Source organism: Duganella sp. GW821-FHT07F09 (assembly GCF_059418705.1).
This window is the reverse complement of record NZ_JBWKQJ010000002.1, coordinates 93552-109307: the sequence shown is the minus strand read 5'-3', so window position 1 is coordinate 109307 and position 15756 is coordinate 93552. Positions and strand designations below refer to the sequence as shown.

At 65.3% G+C, this 15756-nt stretch carries 15 protein-coding genes and 1 riboswitch; of the genes, 12 read left to right on the top strand and 3 right to left on the bottom strand.

The window, feature by feature from the left end:
• Window positions 1-71 precede the first annotated feature (71 nt).
• Window positions 72-1814 (top strand): CehA/McbA family metallohydrolase, encoded by a 1743-nt coding sequence (locus AC07P1_RS05560; protein ID WP_494694866.1) that lies wholly within the window; start codon window positions 72-74, stop codon window positions 1812-1814.
• A gap of 126 nt (window positions 1815-1940) precedes the next feature.
• Here AC07P1_RS05560 and AC07P1_RS05555 read toward each other — a convergent pair whose 3' ends face one another.
• Window positions 1941-2516, bottom strand: a complete 576-nt coding sequence (locus AC07P1_RS05555) for a TMEM165/GDT1 family protein (protein ID WP_494694865.1) — start codon at window positions 2514-2516, stop codon at window positions 1941-1943.
• Between the two features lie 11 nt (window positions 2517-2527).
• Window positions 2528-2713: riboswitch (yybP-ykoY riboswitch) on the bottom strand.
• A 106-nt stretch (window positions 2714-2819) separates the two neighbouring features.
• On the opposite strand from AC07P1_RS05555, the gene AC07P1_RS05550 reads away from it, so the two are divergent.
• The 3 genes from AC07P1_RS05550 (at window position 2820) to panD (ending at window position 6754) form a co-directional block, all read left to right on the top strand.
• Window positions 2820-4667 carry a M1 family metallopeptidase gene (locus AC07P1_RS05550; protein ID WP_494694864.1) on the top strand — a complete coding sequence of 616 codons (1848 nt, stop codon included), beginning with the start codon at window positions 2820-2822 and terminating at the stop codon, window positions 4665-4667.
• Window positions 4667-6271 (top strand): serine hydrolase, encoded by a 1605-nt coding sequence (locus tag AC07P1_RS05545; RefSeq protein ID WP_494694863.1) that lies wholly within the window; start codon window positions 4667-4669, stop codon window positions 6269-6271. The genes AC07P1_RS05550 and AC07P1_RS05545 overlap by 1 nt, the downstream gene beginning before the upstream one ends.
• Before the next feature lie 123 nt (window positions 6272-6394).
• A complete protein-coding gene (panD, locus tag AC07P1_RS05540; protein WP_090326118.1) occupies window positions 6395-6754 on the top strand; it encodes an aspartate 1-decarboxylase in 360 nt (119 codons plus the stop codon).
• Window positions 6755-6820: 66 nt separating this feature from the next.
• Here panD and AC07P1_RS05535 read toward each other — a convergent pair whose 3' ends face one another.
• Both AC07P1_RS05535 and aqpZ read right to left on the bottom strand, forming a co-directional pair.
• Window positions 6821-7450: a Crp/Fnr family transcriptional regulator gene (locus AC07P1_RS05535; protein ID WP_494694862.1), complete on the bottom strand. Its 630-nt coding sequence runs from the start codon at window positions 7448-7450 to the stop codon at window positions 6821-6823.
• Between the two features lie 143 nt (window positions 7451-7593).
• The gene (gene aqpZ, locus AC07P1_RS05530) at window positions 7594-8331 is read right to left on the bottom strand and encodes an aquaporin Z (RefSeq protein ID WP_494695364.1); all 738 of its coding nucleotides are present in this window, start codon (window positions 8329-8331) and stop codon (window positions 7594-7596) included.
• A 293-nt stretch (window positions 8332-8624) separates the two neighbouring features.
• On the opposite strand from aqpZ, the gene AC07P1_RS05525 reads away from it, so the two are divergent.
• From AC07P1_RS05525 to AC07P1_RS05490, 8 genes are read left to right on the top strand one after another with little or no spacing between them, the layout of a single operon-like run.
• Complete coding sequence (locus AC07P1_RS05525; RefSeq protein WP_494694861.1) at window positions 8625-9749, top strand: methyl-accepting chemotaxis protein; 1125 nt, start codon at window positions 8625-8627, stop codon at window positions 9747-9749.
• A 28-nt stretch (window positions 9750-9777) separates the two neighbouring features.
• Window positions 9778-10146: a response regulator gene (locus AC07P1_RS05520; RefSeq protein WP_090325726.1), complete on the top strand. Its 369-nt coding sequence runs from the start codon at window positions 9778-9780 to the stop codon at window positions 10144-10146.
• Window positions 10143-10460, top strand: coding sequence for an STAS domain-containing protein (locus AC07P1_RS05515; protein ID WP_494694860.1), 318 nt, complete (start codon window positions 10143-10145; stop codon window positions 10458-10460). The genes AC07P1_RS05520 and AC07P1_RS05515 overlap by 4 nt, the downstream gene beginning before the upstream one ends.
• A 19-nt stretch (window positions 10461-10479) precedes the next feature.
• Window positions 10480-12681: a chemotaxis protein CheA gene (locus AC07P1_RS05510; RefSeq protein WP_494694859.1), complete on the top strand. Its 2202-nt coding sequence runs from the start codon at window positions 10480-10482 to the stop codon at window positions 12679-12681.
• Window positions 12682-12696: 15 nt separating this feature from the next.
• Window positions 12697-13296, top strand: a complete 600-nt coding sequence (locus AC07P1_RS05505) for a chemotaxis protein CheW (protein ID WP_494694858.1) — start codon at window positions 12697-12699, stop codon at window positions 13294-13296.
• A 28-nt stretch (window positions 13297-13324) separates the two neighbouring features.
• A complete protein-coding gene (locus AC07P1_RS05500) occupies window positions 13325-14131 on the top strand; it encodes a CheR family methyltransferase (protein WP_494694857.1) in 807 nt (268 codons plus the stop codon).
• 8 nt (window positions 14132-14139) lie between these two features.
• Window positions 14140-14646, top strand: a complete 507-nt coding sequence (locus tag AC07P1_RS05495) for a chemotaxis protein CheD (protein ID WP_494694856.1) — start codon at window positions 14140-14142, stop codon at window positions 14644-14646.
• Window positions 14643-15716, top strand: a complete 1074-nt coding sequence (locus tag AC07P1_RS05490) for a protein-glutamate methylesterase/protein-glutamine glutaminase (RefSeq protein WP_494694855.1) — start codon at window positions 14643-14645, stop codon at window positions 15714-15716. Before AC07P1_RS05495 ends, AC07P1_RS05490 begins: the two co-directional genes overlap by 4 nt.
• Window positions 15717-15756 lie beyond the last annotated feature (40 nt).

Sequence of the window (15756 nt, the reverse complement as noted above, 5' to 3'; positions counted from 1 at the left end):
TTTGTTGGTCATATTGCCGTCATGCATAGTTGGCAGAATTTTAGGATTCCCAACCGCTGAAAGAAGATGACATGAACAAGTTCGCGCCGCTGTCGAAGTTGATGTTCACGCTATTGCTGTCCGCCGGCTTTGCCGGCGGGGCGCAGGCCTCCAAGGCCGACCACCAGGAATTCGAGGCGACGCTGCACGCGCCGTTCCTGGCCGACGCCAAGGCCACGTCCGAACTGCCGGAGGCGCGCACGTTCACGCTGTCGTTCGATTACCCTTTCCTGGAGCAGGCCAAGGCGGTCAGCTGGACGCTGGAGGTGGTCAGTCCCGATGGCGTGACGGTACAGCAGTGGAAGGGCAGCCGCGCGCTGGCGGACAAGCAGGTCGACGTCCGCGTCGCCTGGGACGGCCGTGGCCAGGGCGTGATCCTGTCGGACGGCGTATATCAGGTGCGGATGCGCGCCAGCGACGGCGACGAGGAGGTCGAGCAAAGCTGGGAGATCGGCGTCGGCAAGCGCGTGGCGCAGGCCATGCCGGCCTTCGCGCCGCTGCCGATTTCGCGCCAGCGCGTGGATGGCAAGGGCAAGTCCGGCGCCGCCGCGACCGACGCCATGTCAACGGACGACGGCGCGACCACCACCTCGGTGGCGGCGACGGCCTCGCTGCCGTACACCATCTACCTGGGTAATCTGCACAGCCAGACCAACCATAGCGACGGCGGCGGCGCGCTGTCGAGCTGCACCGGCGCGCAGAACCCGCAAAGCGCGGCGTTCGGCCCGGCCGACGCCTATGCCTACGCAAAAGGGAAGGGCCTCGATTTCCTGATGGCGTCCGAGCACAATCACATGTACGACGGCTCCGACGCCACCAAGACCACGGCCGATCCGGCGGTGGCGAAGGCGCTCTATCAATCGGGCCTGACGGCGGCCGCCAACTACAACAGCGCCAACCCCGGCTTCCTCGGCATGTATGGCCTGGAATGGGGCGTGATCAACAACGGCGGCCATCTGAACATCTTCAACGCCACCGAGTTGCTGGGCTGGGAGAGCAACGGCAGCGGCCAACTGCTGGCCGACACCCAGACCACCAAGAACGACTACGGCGCCTTGTACACGTTGATGCGCCAGCGCGGCTGGGTGGGGCAGTTCAACCATCCGTCGAGCTCCGGCCAGTTCATCGTCAATGGCACCGCGCTCGGTTACACGGCCGACGGCGACCAGGCGATGGCGATGTGCGAAGTGCTCAACACGTCGGCCTTCTCGACCAACACCAGCGAGACGGAGACCAGCCGCAGCACCTACGAGGGCGCGTGCAACAAGGCGCTGGAAGCGGGCTTTCACGTCGCCTTCTCCACCAACCAGGACAACCACTGCGCCAACTGGGGCGCGTCCTACACCAACCGCACCGGGGTGCTGATCCCCAACGGCACGGCGCTGACATCGGCCAGCATGATCGCCGCCATCAAGGCGCGCCGCGTCTACGCGACGATGGACAAGGGGTCGCAGCTGATCCTGACCGGCAACGGCCGCATGATGGGTGAGCGCATCGCCAACAGCGGCACGCTCAAGCTGGTGGCCAATTTCGCCAGCGCCGGCGGAAAAACCGTATCGTCGGTGCGCGTGTACGAGGGCGTCCCTGGCCGCAACGGCACGGTGACGCAGCTCTCGACCACGGCCACCACCACCATCACGCCGGCCGCCGGCGAGCATTTCTACTACGCCAAGGTGACGCAAAACGACGGCAAGATCTTGTGGTCGGCGCCGATCTGGGTCACGCAAACGAGCGCCACCGCCAGCGCCGCAGCGGACGGCCCGCAAGCCCGCTAACCCCCAGCGGGGTCAGGTCCGACATTCGTCCAGCGGGGTCAGTGCCGACATTCGGACACGGCCCCATCCGAAACGGCGTTGCAATGGCTTAGCTCGTGTCCGAATGTCGGCACTGACCCCCCGGGGTTAGACGCCGAGGCTGGCGCCGGCGCCCAGCAAGGTCGCCACGCCGAGCAGCGCGAAGACGGCGGCGGCGATGCCGTGCACCAGTTTGAGCGAGACGCGGTTGGCGATCCGGTCGCCAAGGTAGACCGCCGGGACGTTGGCGATCATCATGCCGAGCGTGGTGCCGCAGACGACGGCGATCAGCGCGTCGTAGCGCGCCGCCAGCGCCACCGTGGCCACCTGCGTCTTGTCGCCCATCTCGGCGACGAAGAAGGCGATCAGCGTGGTCATGAACACGCCGTAGCCGGCCAGGCGTGTGTCCTCGTCATCGAGCTTGTCGGGCACCAGGGTCCACACGGCCATCGCCAGGAACGACGCGCCCAGCACCCAGCGCAAGGTGTCTGGCCCCAGCAGGCCGGTGATCCAGGTGCCGATGGCCGCCGCGAACGCGTGGTTGGCGATGGTGGCAATGAAGATCGCGGCGATGATCGGCAGCGGACGACGGAATTTGGCGGCCAGGACGAAAGCGAGCAGCTGGGTTTTGTCGCCGATTTCAGCGAGAGCGACAATGCCTGTGGAGACGAGGAATGCTTCCATTGGGATGATGTGAGTGGTACGCGGGCCGGAAACGATTAACCAATGATCCAGGCGCGACTCCGGCCCATCATGGCCGCCCCTCGATCATGGTCTCGTCAAGTTTTTCAACCACCTGCACCACGGTCTGCGGACCGATTATGTTGATACAGGTTCCTGCGCCGGGAGGCGCAAGCCGACTACTCCCCAATTACGGCGCGTATTTTAACACAGCCGTTCACCGCTCCCGTTGGCGGCCGCACACATGCCTGTTACATGGCTGTGATATTCTGCATCGCGCTTCAGACCAACATTGAAAAGATCACCATGCCTATCAAGAAGACACTGTCCGCGTTGGTGCTTACCGCACTGATGTCGCTTGCCGCCCACGCCGATCCGCTGAGCTACGCGCGCTACGATCAGGTCCGCACCAGCGACCTGTATCTGGACCTGAAGGCCGATTTCGGCCGCAAGACGCTGGGCGGCTACGCCGAGCTGACATTGAACTGGATCGACAAGTCGGCCCGCACCCTGGTGCTCGACACGAACGAACTCTCTATCGCCAAGGTGCAGGTGCTCAATCCTAGCGGCCGCTGGACCTCGGCCTCCTTCATGCTCGACAAGCTCGATGTGCAGAAGGGCCGGGCGCTGCGCATCGCGCTGCCGTTCCAGCCGCAGAAGGTGCGCGTCTACTACCGCACCGCGCCGTCGGCCGCCGCGCTGCAGTGGATGTCGCCCGCGCAGACCATGTCGGGCAAGCGCCCGTTCATGTTCAGCCAGTCGCAGGACATCAACGCCCGCTCGTGGGCGCCGGTGCAGGATACGCCGGCAGTGCGCTTCACCTACAGCGCCCGCATCGACGCGCCGGCCGGACTGCGCGTGCTGATGAGCGCCGACAACGACCCCGCCGCCACCGGCGACGGCGGCTGGAAGTTCAAGATGGCGCAGCCGATTCCTTCCTACCTGCTGGCCATCGCCATCGGCGAGATCGAGGTGCGCAAGCTCGGTCCGCGCTCGGCGGTCTACGCCGAACCGGCCCGCATCGAGGCCGCCGCCAGCGAGCTGGCCGACACCGAGAAGATGATCAGCGCCGCCGAGAGCCTGTACGGTCCTTACCGGTGGGAGCGTTACGACATGATCGTGCTGCCGCCGTCGTTCCCGTACGGCGGCATGGAAAATCCGCGCCTGACCTTCCTCACGCCGACCATGATCGCGGGCGACCGCAGCCTGGTCGACCTGATCGCGCACGAACTGGCGCACTCGTGGTCCGGCAACCTGGTGACCAACGCCTCCTGGAAGCACATGTGGCTCAACGAGGGCTTCACCACCTACGTCACCACCCGCATCGTCGAAAAGATCTACGGCCCCGAGATCGCCGAGATGAACCTGCAGGTCGAGCAGGAGGAGGCGCTGGTCTCGCTGCTGACCGTGCCGGCCTCCAAGCAGGCGCTGTCCACGCGCGGTCCGGACACCGATCCGTCGACCTACGCCGACGGCGGCCTGATTTATCCGAAGGGCGCGTGGTTCCTGCGCACCATCGAGCAGCGCGCCGGACGCGAGGTGTTCGATCCCTTCCTGCGCGGCTGGTTCGACCAGCACGCGTTCAAGTCGGCCACCACCGAGGAATTCGTCGAGTACCTGAAGAAAAACCTGCTCGACGCGCATCCCGAGTACATGCCGCAGGCGGAGCTGGATGAATGGCTGTACGCCTCCGGTATTCCGGCCACCGCCGTGCGTGCGGTCTCGCCGCGCCTGGCCGCGCTGGATGCGCAGCGCGCCGCGTGGCTCAAGGGCGAATTGCCGACCGCCGATTTGGGCGGCAAGGGCTGGATCGCGCTCGAGTGGATGCACTTCCTGAACGCCATCGAAGGCAAGGCCACCGCCGCGCAGATGCAGGAGCTGGACCAGGCTTTCGGCCTGGCCAAGAGCGGCAACAACGAAATCGCGTACCGCTTCTACCTGGGTTCCGTCAAGGCGGGCTACAACGTGCGCGACCCGCTCAACAAATTCCTCATGAGCGTGGGCCGGCAGAAGTTCGTGGTGCCGCTGTATGCCGCGCTGTTGAAAAACCCGACCGACAAGGACTGGGCGCGCGCCGTCTACGCCAAGGCGCGCGACCACTATCATCCCGTGACCCAGGCTTCGGTCGACAAACAATTCAAACTGAATAAATGATGAAGTTCTCCCGTACTTTTGTATCGGTCGCGTTGATGGCGGCACTCGGCTCGGCGCTCGCCGCGCCGGACGCCGGCACCACCGCGACGACGACCGCCGCCTCCACGGCGGCGGTTCCCGCGTTCAACCTCGACGCCGACGTCGACCGCGCCCTCAAGACCTTCGGCGTGCCGGGCATGGCCATCGCCATCGTCAAGGACGGCAAGGTCGTCACGGCCAAGGGCTACGGCGTGCGCAAGCTGGGCGAGCCCAAACCGGTCGACGCCAAAACGCTGTTCGAAGTGGCGTCCAACTCCAAGGCCTTCACCGCCGCCGCGCTGGCGATGCTGGTCGACGAGGGTAAGATCGCCTGGGACGATCCGGTCACCAAGCACCTGCCGGGCTTCCAGATGTACGATGCCTACGTCACCGGCGCGATGACGGTGCGCGACCTGCTCACGCACCGCAGCGGCCTTGGTCTGGGCGCCGGCGATCTGCTATGGTGGCCGACCACCAGTTTCAGCACCGACGAGATCATCTCGCGGCTGCGCTATATCAAGCCGGCCACCAGCTTCCGCAACAGCTACGCCTACGACAACCTGCTCTACATCGTCGCCGGCAAAATCATCGCCGAGAAGGACGGCAAGCCTTGGGGCGACGCCATCCGCGACCGCATCCTGGCGCCGCTGGGCATGGACGGCAGCACCACCAGCGTGGCCGCGATGCTGGCCAGCGCCGACTACGCGGCGCCGCACAGCAAGGTCAATGACAAGCCGGTCGTGGTCAGGCCGATCCCGGTGCCGAACGCGGTCGGCGCGGTGGGCCTCAACACCAGCGCCGGGGACGTGGCGCGCTGGATGAATCTACTGCTCAACGACGGCAAGACGCCGGACGGCAAGCAGCTGATCAGCGCCAAACAACTGGCCGAGATGTGGACCCAGCAAACGCCGATGCGCATCCGCGAACCGAAACCGGCGCTGGCGGCGACCAAGCCCAATTTCGCCGCCTATGGCCTGGGCTTCAACCTGCGCGACTACAAGGGCCGCAAGATCGCCATGCACGGCGGCGCGCTGGTGGGCTTTTATTCGACGGTGCTGATGGTGCCCGAGGAAAAACTGGGCATCGCGATCCTGACCAACGCCGAGAACGGCCCGGCGATGGCGGCGCTGTACTGGCGCATCCTCGACCAGTACCTGAAGGTGCCGGCCAGCGACTGGATCAAGCTGTACGCCGAGCAGGAGGCGGCGGCCCACAAGGAGGAGCTGGAGCGGCTGGGCAAGGAGCACACGGCGCGCGCGGCCAGGTCGTCGCCGTCGCTGCCGCTGGCGTCCTACGACGGCGCGTATGAAGACCCGTGGTACGGCAAGGTCACCATCGCCGCCGAAGGCGGCAAGCGCGTGATGCGCTTCGCCCGCACGCCGGACCTGACGGGGGAGCTGGAGCACTTCCAGCACGACACCTTCATCGTCCGCTGGAAGGAGCGCAGCTTCAACGCCGACGCCTATGTCACGTTCGCGCTGAACCCGAACGGCAGCATCGAGCGCATGAAGATGGAGCCCATTTCTTCCGAGACGGACTTCAGCTACGACTTCCGGGACCTGAACTTCACGCCCTCGCCGAAGTAAATGGCACAAGTAGCCGCATGAGTCCGGCTAGTGATATGATATCGCCCTCGCATTGCATCGAGTCCCGCAAAGGTACTTTGGCAAGCTTGAATGATTACTAATCGAGGGATGAAGAAGATGTCTATGCAACGAGTTATGCTGCGTGCCAAGCTGCACCGGGTTACGGTCACGCAGGCGGATCTGAACTACGAGGGTTCCTGCGGTATCGACATGGATCTGCTGGAGGCGGCCGATATTCTGCCGAACGAGCATATCGATCTGTATAACGTAAACAACGGCGAGCGTTTCGCGACCTACGCGATTCCGGGCCTGCGCGGCACCGGCGAGATCTCGCTGAACGGCGCGGCGGCCCGCAAGGCGCACCTGGGCGACCTGCTGATCATCTGCACCTACGCGCCGATGACCGAAGAGCAGATCGCCGACTACAAGCCGAAGATCGTGTTCGTCGATGCGCAGAACAAGATCACCGGCATGAAGAAATAAGACCGCTACCGCGGTTCGCAAAAAGCGTCCTTCGGGGCGCTTTTTTTTTCGCCTCGCCGTTGTCGTTTAGTTGCGTTTGTTCTCGGCCGCGTCCTGGCGCAGCAGATGCGACATGTATTGCGGCGTGACGCCGAGGAAGGACGCCACCACCTTCTGCGAGATGCGGTGCTCCAGGCCCGGATAGTCGCGCCGGAACGCCGCCAGCCGGCCCAGGGCCGGGCACACGCTCAGGTACAGCCGCTTGCCCTGGTCGATGATGCCATGCTCGGAGGCCTTCAGATAATAGTCGCGCAGCACGCCGTGGCGCCCGGCCAGATCGGTCAGCGCGGCCCAGTCGATGCGGTAGCCGTGGATCGCCGTTTCGGCGATGACGAAATTGTGCGACAGCTCGTTGCGGTTCGCGCGCAGCAGGTCGTCGTGGGAGGCGGCGGCCTGGCCGTCGGTGCGGAAGTACAAGGTCACCTCGTTGCCGGCGTCGGTGAGGAAACCGGTGCGGGCGACGCCGCTGTGCAGCCAGTACACGCTTTGCGCCAGCACGCCGATGTGCTGCAGGTACTCGCCCTTGCGCATGCTGACCGGCGCGGCGATCGGCGCCAGCAGGCGCGAAACCTCGTCGTACATTTCCGGGGTCACGCGGTAGCGCTGTGTGACGGCGTCCCGGTACTTTGCCCTGTGCTCTAAGAATGCCTGATTCATGTTTCGATGGCGCGGCTGAAGCAACCGGCAATGATGGTTTCGGATCCGGTTTGTGTATGCCGTGCGAACCCGTAGTGTAAACCCTTTCAGATATTCTGGTGCGGAGCGGGTCCGGGCGCCGCGCCGCGTCCGGACCGGGGATGTTACAGCGGGTCTTGTCTGCCGATGAAGCGGTAGATGGCGGCGCCCAGCAGCGCGCCGACGATAGGCGCGACCCAGAACGCCCACAGCTGCGTGGTGGCCCAGTCGCCGACGTACAGCGCCACGCCGGTGCTGCGCGCGGGATTGACCGAGGTGTTGGTGACCGGGATGCTGATCAAGTGGATCAACGTCAGCGCAAAGCCGATCGGCAGCGGCGCGAAGCCCTTCGGCGCGCGTTCGTCGGTGGCGCCCAGTATGATCAGCAGGAACATCATCGTCATCACCACCTCGGTCACCAGCGCCGCCGTCAGCGAGTAGCCGCCCGGCGAGTGCTCGCCGTAGCCGTTGGAGGCGAAGCCGCCCGCCACGTCGAAGCCGGCCTTGCCGGTGGCGATTACATACAGCACGCCGCCGGCGACGATCGCGCCCAGCACCTGCGCCACGATATACGGCAGCAGCTGATTGGCCGGGAAGCGGCCGCCGGCCCACAGGCCGATCGACACCGCCGGGTTGAGGTGGCAGCCGGAGATGTGGCCGATGGCGTACGCCATCGTCAGCACCGTCAGGCCGAACGCCAGCGACACGCCGAGCAGGCCGATGCCGACACCAGGGAAGGCGGCCGCCAGCACGGCGCTGCCGCAGCCGCCGAGCACCAGCCAAAACGTTCCAAAAAATTCCGCGCCATATTGTTTCATATTCTTCCTTCGATTTAAGTGGGGGGTGCGACGCTGCCATAGCAGCTATGCAACTTTGCCAATCTACATCGAAAGTCAAAAATTGTCGAGAGTCGACGGCCCGCCGCGGCATGCGTGAAAGTACCGTTTTGCTAGTCTCTATAAGGCTCCGTTCGTGGTTGCGTGGGTGCAACAGGAAGTTGCAATCGGCCTATCGGATTTAAACTTTATGAGAACAAACGCGGTTCAAGTGCGATAGAGTTGGACCTTCAGGCGTTCCCATCGGCGACGTTTTTGAGAGCTCAGCGGGGTGGCGGTTAGTGAAGACAAACTCATTTGTATTAGACAGAAACATCGTGATGCCGTTTGCGCTCGCCGGCGCCGGTGCGGTGGGAACGATGGCCGCGGGGTGGGGCGCTTGGGGCTGGTACACGGTGCTGTGGGCCGCGTTGCTGCTGGCCGCCGCCGCGTGGTGCGCCTTCGGCCAGGCGGACGGCGGCGCCGGCGCCGGATCGTCGATGGTCGACGATTACCTCGACGGGCGCGAACGCTTCGGCGACGCCGTGCTGCCGATCTGGTGCCGCCATATCGAGAACTCCCGCACGCAGATGGAGGACGCCGTCGCCGACCTGGCCGGACGCTTTTCCAACATCGTCGATAAGCTCGACAACGCGCTGCACGTCGCCAGCCTGGACGGCGGCAAGGGCGCGCCGTCGATGACCGAGGTGTTCGCGCGCAGCGAGTCGCAGCTTGGCTCCGTGGTGACGTCGATGAAATCGGCGATGACGTCCAAGCAGGCCATGCTCGCGCAGATCAAGGACCTGGAACGCTTCACGCGCGAGCTGCGCGACATGGCCGAAGGCGTGGCCAGCATCGCCGCGCAAACCAATCTGCTGGCGCTCAACGCCGCGATCGAGGCGGCGCGCGCGGGGCCGGCGGGACGCGGCTTCGCGGTGGTGGCGCAGGAGGTGCGCAACCTGTCGAGCCGCTCGGCCGAGACGGGCCGCAACATCTCCAACCGGGTCGGCCTGATCAGCAGCGCCATCCTCGCCGCCAGCCAGGCGGCCGAGCAGTCGAGCGAGCACGAGAACCGTTCGATGTCGTCGGCCGAGGGCATGATCGACACCGTGCTGGCCGACTTCCGCACCATGACCGACGCGCTGGTGCAATCGTCCGACCTGCTCAAGCAGGAGAGCATCGGCATCCAGGGCGAGGTGGGACAGGCGCTGGTGCAGCTGCAGTTCCAGGACCGCGTCAGCCAGGTGATGGCGCATGTGCGCGAGAACATGGAGCTGCTGCCGTCGCTGCTGCGCGAGAACCGCGGCCGTTACGAGGCCGACCACGTGCTCGAGCCGCTCGACCCGGCGCCATTGCTGCACGAGCTGCAGAAGACCTACGCGATGGCCGAGGAGCACGCGGTGCATGGCGGCTCCAGGCACGCCGCGCCGGTTGCCGCCGCCGCCGACGAGATCACTTTTTTCTGAACCAGTAGGTAGATAGGGTAGATAAACCATGGCAAAAACGATTATGGTGGTCGACGATTCCGCGTCTTTGCGCCAGGTGGTGGGCATCGCGCTCAAGGGCGCGGGCTACGATGTCATCGAAGGCCGCGACGGTGTCGACGCGCTGTCCAAATGCACCGGCCAGAAAATCCATCTGGTGGTGTGCGACGTGAACATGCCCAACATGGACGGCATCACCTTCGTCAAGGAGTTCAAGCAGCTGCCGAACTACCGTTTCACGCCGGTGATCATGCTCACCACCGAATCGCAGGAGGGCAAGAAGGAGGAGGGCAAGGCCGCGGGCGCCAAGGCGTGGGTGGTCAAGCCGTTCAAGCCGGAAGTGCTGCTCGGCGCCGTGGCCAAGCTGGTGCTGCCGTGAGTTCCGACGCCGCCGCCGGGGTTGCCGGGGTCACTCGCCTTGCCATCGACGGCGAGCTGACGATCTACCGCGCCGCCGATCTAAAGGTGACGCTGCTGGAGGCGCTGCGCAAGTCGCCCGTGCTGGAAGTGGACCTGTCCGGCGTCACCGAGCTCGATACGGCGGGCCTGCAGGTGCTGATGCTGGCCAAGAACACGGCGGCCGCCGACAAGCGCGAACTGCGCCTGTTGAACCACAGCCCCGCCGTGGTCGAGATTGTCGAGATGCTCAACCTGGGCGCCTTCTTCGGCGACGCCCTGCTGATCCACAGCTAATTTCATCAGAGGGCCAGTCATGAACCTGGACGAAGCGCTACAGACCTTCATCACAGAAAGCCGCGAGCTCCTGGAGGACATGGAGAACGCGCTGCTCAACATCGACATCGCCGGCGACCAGGGCGAGGCGATCAACGCCATCTTCCGCGCCGCCCACACCATCAAGGGCTCGGCGGGCTTGTTCAGCCTCGATCACATCGTCGCCTTCACCCACGTGGTGGAAAGCCTGCTCGACGAGGTGCGCGACGGCCGCGTGGTGATCAACGATGAAATGATCGTGCTGCTGCTGTCGTGCTGCGACTATTTGTCCGGCATGACCGAGGCGCTGGCCGCCGGCCGGCTGGAGGCCGATCCCGACACCGCGCCCGAGGGCGAGATGCTGCTGCACCAGCTGCGCCGGCACATGTCGGGCGGCCATGGCGGGGCCGATCAGGCCCAGGCCTCCCAAGCTCCCGCATCGTCGCAGTCGCTGACCGTGCAGTCGGAACCCGGCGTCGAGCGCATCGACAAGGTGGCCGGCGACAGCGACTACTGGCACATCTCGCTGCGCTTCGGCCGGGGCGTTTTGCAGAACGGCATGGACCCGATCGCGTTCCTGCGCTACCTGGCCAAACTGGGCAAGATCGTCGGCATCGCCACCGTGCCCGACGCCCTGCCGGCGGCCGAGGAGATGGACGCCGAACTGTGCTATCTGGGCTTCGAGATCGCCTTCGACAGCAACGCCGACCGCGAGGCCATCGTCGGCGTGTTCGAGTTCGTGCAGGACGACTGCGAGATCCGCATCATCCCGCCGCACAGCAAGGTGTCGCAGTACGTCGATTTGATCCGCGCGCTGCCGGAACTGCCAACGCGCCTTGGCGAAATCCTGGTCATGTGCGGCAGCGTGACCGCGTCCGAACTCGCCGGCGCGCTGCAACAGCAGTCCAGCAACGAGGCGAAGGGCGGCGAGGAAGCGCCGCCGCCGCGCCTGGGCAGCATCCTGGTCGCCGCCGGCAACGTGCCGCCGGTGGTGGTGGAGGCGGCGCTGGCCAAGCAAAAGCAAGTGGTCGAGCAGAAGGCGCAGGAGAGCCGCTCGATCCGCGTCGATTCCGACAAGCTCGATCGGCTGATCGACCTGGTGGGGGAGTTGATCATCGCCGGTGCCCGCGCCAGCATGATCGGCCAGCAGATCCACAACACCGACCTGCAGGAATGCACGTCGACCTTGTCGGGCCTGGTCGAGGAAGTGCGCGACGCCGCGCTGGAACTGCGCATGGTCAAGATCGGCGCCACCTTCAACCGCTTCCAGCGCGTGGTGCACGATGTCGCGCGCGAGTTGGGCAAGGACATAGGCCTGATGGTCGACGGCGAGGATTCGGAGCTGGACAAGACGGTGGTGGAGAAGATCGGCGACCCGCTGATGCACCTGGTGCGCAACGCCATGGACCATGGCATCGAGCCGGCCGACGTGCGCGTCGCCAGCGGCAAGCCGGCCAAGGGCATGATCAAACTGAACGCCTTCCACGAATCGGGCAGCATCGTCATCGAGGTGAGCGACGACGGCGGCGGCCTGCGCAAGGAGAAGATCCTGGCCAAGGCGGTCGAGCGCGGGCTGGTCGATCCGGAGCGCAAACTGAGCGACAGCGAAATCTACAACCTGATCTTCGAGGCCGGGTTCTCGACGGCGGAGAAGGTCACCAACCTGTCCGGGCGCGGCGTCGGCATGGATGTCGTCAAGCGCAATATCACGGCGCTGCGCGGCAGCGTGGACGTTAGCAGCAGGGAGGGCGCCGGCACCACCGTCACCGTGCGCCTGCCGCTGACACTGGCCATCATCGACGGCTTCCTGGTGCAGGTGGGCGGCTCGGTGTTCGTCATCCCGCTCGACATGATCGAGGAGTGCATCGAGTTCGCCACCGAGCCGGGACAGGACTACTGCAATCTGCGCGGCCAGGTGCTGCCGTTCATCCGCCTGCGATCGCTGTTCCGCATCGACGGCGCGGCCACGCGACGCGAGAGCATCGTGGTGCTCAAGCTGGGCACCACCCGCGCCGGCCTGGTGGTCGACACCCTGCTGGGTGAATTCCAGACCGTCATCAAGCCGCTCAGCCCCATGTTCAGCGAAGTCAAATGCATCAGCGGCTCGACCATTTTGGGCAGCGGCGAGGTGGCGCTGATCCTGGACGTGGCCTCGCTGATGCAGGCCGTCGGCGGCAAAGGCACGGTGGCCCTGGCCGCCTAGTGAATCAAGGAGACTATGCATATGATTAACCAGTCGGCCAACGACGCCGCCCACAACATCGTCACCTACGGCAGCAGCGCCATCGTCGCGCTGCAAAGCGGGGCGGCGCTGCCCAGCCAGTTCCTGACCTTCATGCTGGGCGAGGAGCAGTTCGCCGTCGGCATCCTGCACATCAAGGAGATCATCGAATACGGCAGCCTGGCCACGGTGCCGATGATGCCGGCGTGCGTGCGCGGCGTGATCAACCTGCGCGGCGCGGTGGTGCCGGTGATGGACCTGTCGGCGCGCTTCGGCCGCAGCGCCAGCGCCATCACCAAGCGCAGTTGCATCGTCATCGTCGAAGTCGAGGGCGCCGGCGGCGACGGCAAGCAGGTGTTGGGCATGCTGGTCGACGCCGTCAACGCGGTGGTGGAAATCGCCGCCGGCGACATCGAGCCGGCGCCCTCGTTCGGCACCCGAATCCGTCCCGACTTCATCGCCGGCATCGGCAAGTTCAATGGCAAGTTCGTCATCCTGCTGGAGATCGACCGCGTGTTGTCGACCGAGGAGGTGGTGGAGATGGCCCGCGCCGGCGCCAACGATGCCGCCGCCGTTGCTTCCCCCCTGCTGTCCTGATTTTTCCAGTTTTTGAATGTGACGCATCATGCCTTTGGTAGCCATTTCCGATCGTGAGTTCACGCAGTTCCAGCGCTTCATCTACGACGCCGCCGGCATCACTATGTCCAACGGCAAGCAGGCGCTGGTCAGCGGCCGCCTCGCCAAGCGCCTGGCGCATTACCAGCTCGATAGCTACAGCGATTATCTGCGTCTGCTCGAAAGCCGCTCGGACCCCGCCGAACTGCAGATGGCGGTCGATCTGCTGACCACCAACGAAACCTATTTTTTCCGCGAACCCAAGCACTTCCAGCTGCTGCGCGAGCTGGCACTCGATGCACGCGAGAGGCGGCAGACGATGCGCGTGTGGAGCGCCGCCAGCTCCAGCGGCGAGGAGGTCTACAGCATCGCGATGGTGCTGGCCGACGTGCTGGGCGACGCCGCCTGGGAAGTGTTGGGCACCGACATCAGCACGCGCGTGCTGCAGCGCGCCCGCAGCGGCCACTATCCGATGGAGCGCGCCAGCCAGATGCCGCAGGATTACCTGAAGCGCTTTTGCCTCAAGGGCCAGGGCAGCGAGACCGGCACCATGCTGATCGAGCGCGCGTTGCGCCAGCGGGTCCAGTTCCAGCAGGTGAACCTGAACGCGCCGCTACCCAAGATCGGCTGCTTCGACGTCATCTTCCTTCGTAACGTGATGATCTACTTTAACCTGGAGACCAAACGCCAGGTGGTGGCCCGGCTGCTGGCGCAGCTACGCCCCGGCGGCTACTTCCTGATCGGCCATTCGGAAACCCTGAACGACATCAACGACACCTTGGCCGCCGTGGCGCCTTCGGTCTACAGGAAGGCATAGCGGCCGCCATGCCCGACTCGAAACTCATCGATATTTTCCTCATGCCCGGCGACTATTTCGTCGGCGACGAGCGCTATCGCGTGCGAACGCTGCTGGGGTCCTGCGTCTCCGTCACGCTGTGGCATCCATCGCGCCGCATCGGCGCCATGTCGCACTTTCTCTTGCCGGGCACCGCCCATCGCAAAGCGCACGACAAGCCGGGCATGTACGGCGACGACGCCATGCACCTGCTGCTCGACGGCCTGGCGCGCCTCGACGTGGCGCCCGGCCAGTGCCAGGCCAAGATCTTCGGCGGTGGCGCCATGTTTCCGCGCAATCCCAAGGCGCGCGACATCGGCCTGCAGAACGGCGACTTCGCGCGCGAGATGCTGCACAAGAACGGCATACACGTGGTGTCCGAAAGCCTGTTCGGCGAAGGACACCGCCAATTGATCTTCACCATCCGCAGCGGCGATGTACTCAGCCGCCAGGTTCCGCCGGAACCGAAAGCTGCCCGTATCAGGGAAAACGCATGAGTACAATCAACGTCATGATCGTCGACGATTCGGCCGTGGTGCGGCAGGTCCTCAGCGGCCTGCTCAACGCCTCGCCGGGTATCACCGTCACCTACGCCGTGGCCAATCCGTTGCTGGCGATGGAGCGCATGAAGGTGCAGTGGCCGGACGTGATCGTGCTCGATGTGGAAATGCCCAAGATGGACGGCATCACCTTCCTGCGCAAGATCATGGCCGAGCGTCCGACGCCGGTGGTGATCTGCTCGACGTTGACGGAGAAGGGCGCGCAGACGTCGGTCGAGGCGCTGGGCGCCGGCGCGGTCGCCATCATCACCAAGCCGCGCCTGGACCTCAAGCAGTTCCTGCACGATAGCGCCGACGAACTGGTGTCGGCGGTGCGGGCGGCGTCCGGCGCGCGCGTCGGCAAGCTGGTGGGACGGCCGCAGGCGGCGCCGGTCGCCGCCAAGCTCAATGCGGACGCGGTGCTGCCGCCGGCCGACGCCAGGCCGATGACCGCCACCACCGAGCGCGTGGTGGCGATCGGCACCTCCACCGGCGGCACACAGGCGCTGGAGGAGGTGCTGACATCGCTGCCGCGCGTGTGCCCCGGCATCGTGGTGGTGCAGCACATGCCGGAAAAATTCACCGCCGCCTTCGCCGCGCGTCTCGACAGCGTGTGCGAGGTGCGCGTCAAGGAGGCGGCCAACAACGACCGCGTGCTCCAGGGCCAGGTGCTGATCGCGCCCGGCGGCAAGCATATGCTGTTGCGCCGCACCGGCGCCCAGTACTTCGTCGAAGTGGTCGACGGGCCGCTGGTCAACCGCCACCGGCCGTCGGTCGACGTGCTGTTCCGCTCCACCGCTCGGGCGGCCGGCGCCAACGCGCTGGGCGTGATCATGACCGGCATGGGCGACGACGGCGCCGCCGGCATGCTGGAGATGCTCAAGGCCGGCGCGCGCACGGTGGCGCAGGACGAGGCGAGCTGCGTGGTGTATGGCATGCCCAAGGAAGCCGTCAAGCGCGGCGGCGTCGAAAAAACAGTGGCACTCAATGCGATTTATCGCGAAATCCTGCAGCAATTGTCGTATTAGCCTGCATTTATCAAATCGCATCTCGAAGGAAGGGAATCAT

Coding starts and splice junctions, on each gene's coding strand:
- AC07P1_RS05550 (WP_494694864.1), top strand. CDS start 2,820: ATGCCTATCAAGAAGACACTGTCCGCGTTGGTGCTTACCGCACTGATG.
- panD (WP_090326118.1), top strand. CDS start 6,395: ATGCAACGAGTTATGCTGCGTGCCAAGCTGCACCGGGTTACGGTCACG.
- AC07P1_RS05525 (WP_494694861.1), top strand. CDS start 8,625: ATGCCGTTTGCGCTCGCCGGCGCCGGTGCGGTGGGAACGATGGCCGCG.
- AC07P1_RS05560 (WP_494694866.1), top strand. CDS start 72: ATGAACAAGTTCGCGCCGCTGTCGAAGTTGATGTTCACGCTATTGCTG.
- AC07P1_RS05505 (WP_494694858.1), top strand. CDS start 12,697: ATGCATATGATTAACCAGTCGGCCAACGACGCCGCCCACAACATCGTC.
- AC07P1_RS05535 (WP_494694862.1), bottom strand. CDS start 7,450: ATGAATCAGGCATTCTTAGAGCACAGGGCAAAGTACCGGGACGCCGTC.
- AC07P1_RS05545 (WP_494694863.1), top strand. CDS start 4,667: ATGAAGTTCTCCCGTACTTTTGTATCGGTCGCGTTGATGGCGGCACTC.
- AC07P1_RS05500 (WP_494694857.1), top strand. CDS start 13,325: ATGCCTTTGGTAGCCATTTCCGATCGTGAGTTCACGCAGTTCCAGCGC.
- AC07P1_RS05495 (WP_494694856.1), top strand. CDS start 14,140: ATGCCCGACTCGAAACTCATCGATATTTTCCTCATGCCCGGCGACTAT.
- AC07P1_RS05555 (WP_494694865.1), bottom strand. CDS start 2,516: ATGGAAGCATTCCTCGTCTCCACAGGCATTGTCGCTCTCGCTGAAATC.
- AC07P1_RS05520 (WP_090325726.1), top strand. CDS start 9,778: ATGGCAAAAACGATTATGGTGGTCGACGATTCCGCGTCTTTGCGCCAG.
- AC07P1_RS05510 (WP_494694859.1), top strand. CDS start 10,480: ATGAACCTGGACGAAGCGCTACAGACCTTCATCACAGAAAGCCGCGAG.
- AC07P1_RS05490 (WP_494694855.1), top strand. CDS start 14,643: ATGAGTACAATCAACGTCATGATCGTCGACGATTCGGCCGTGGTGCGG.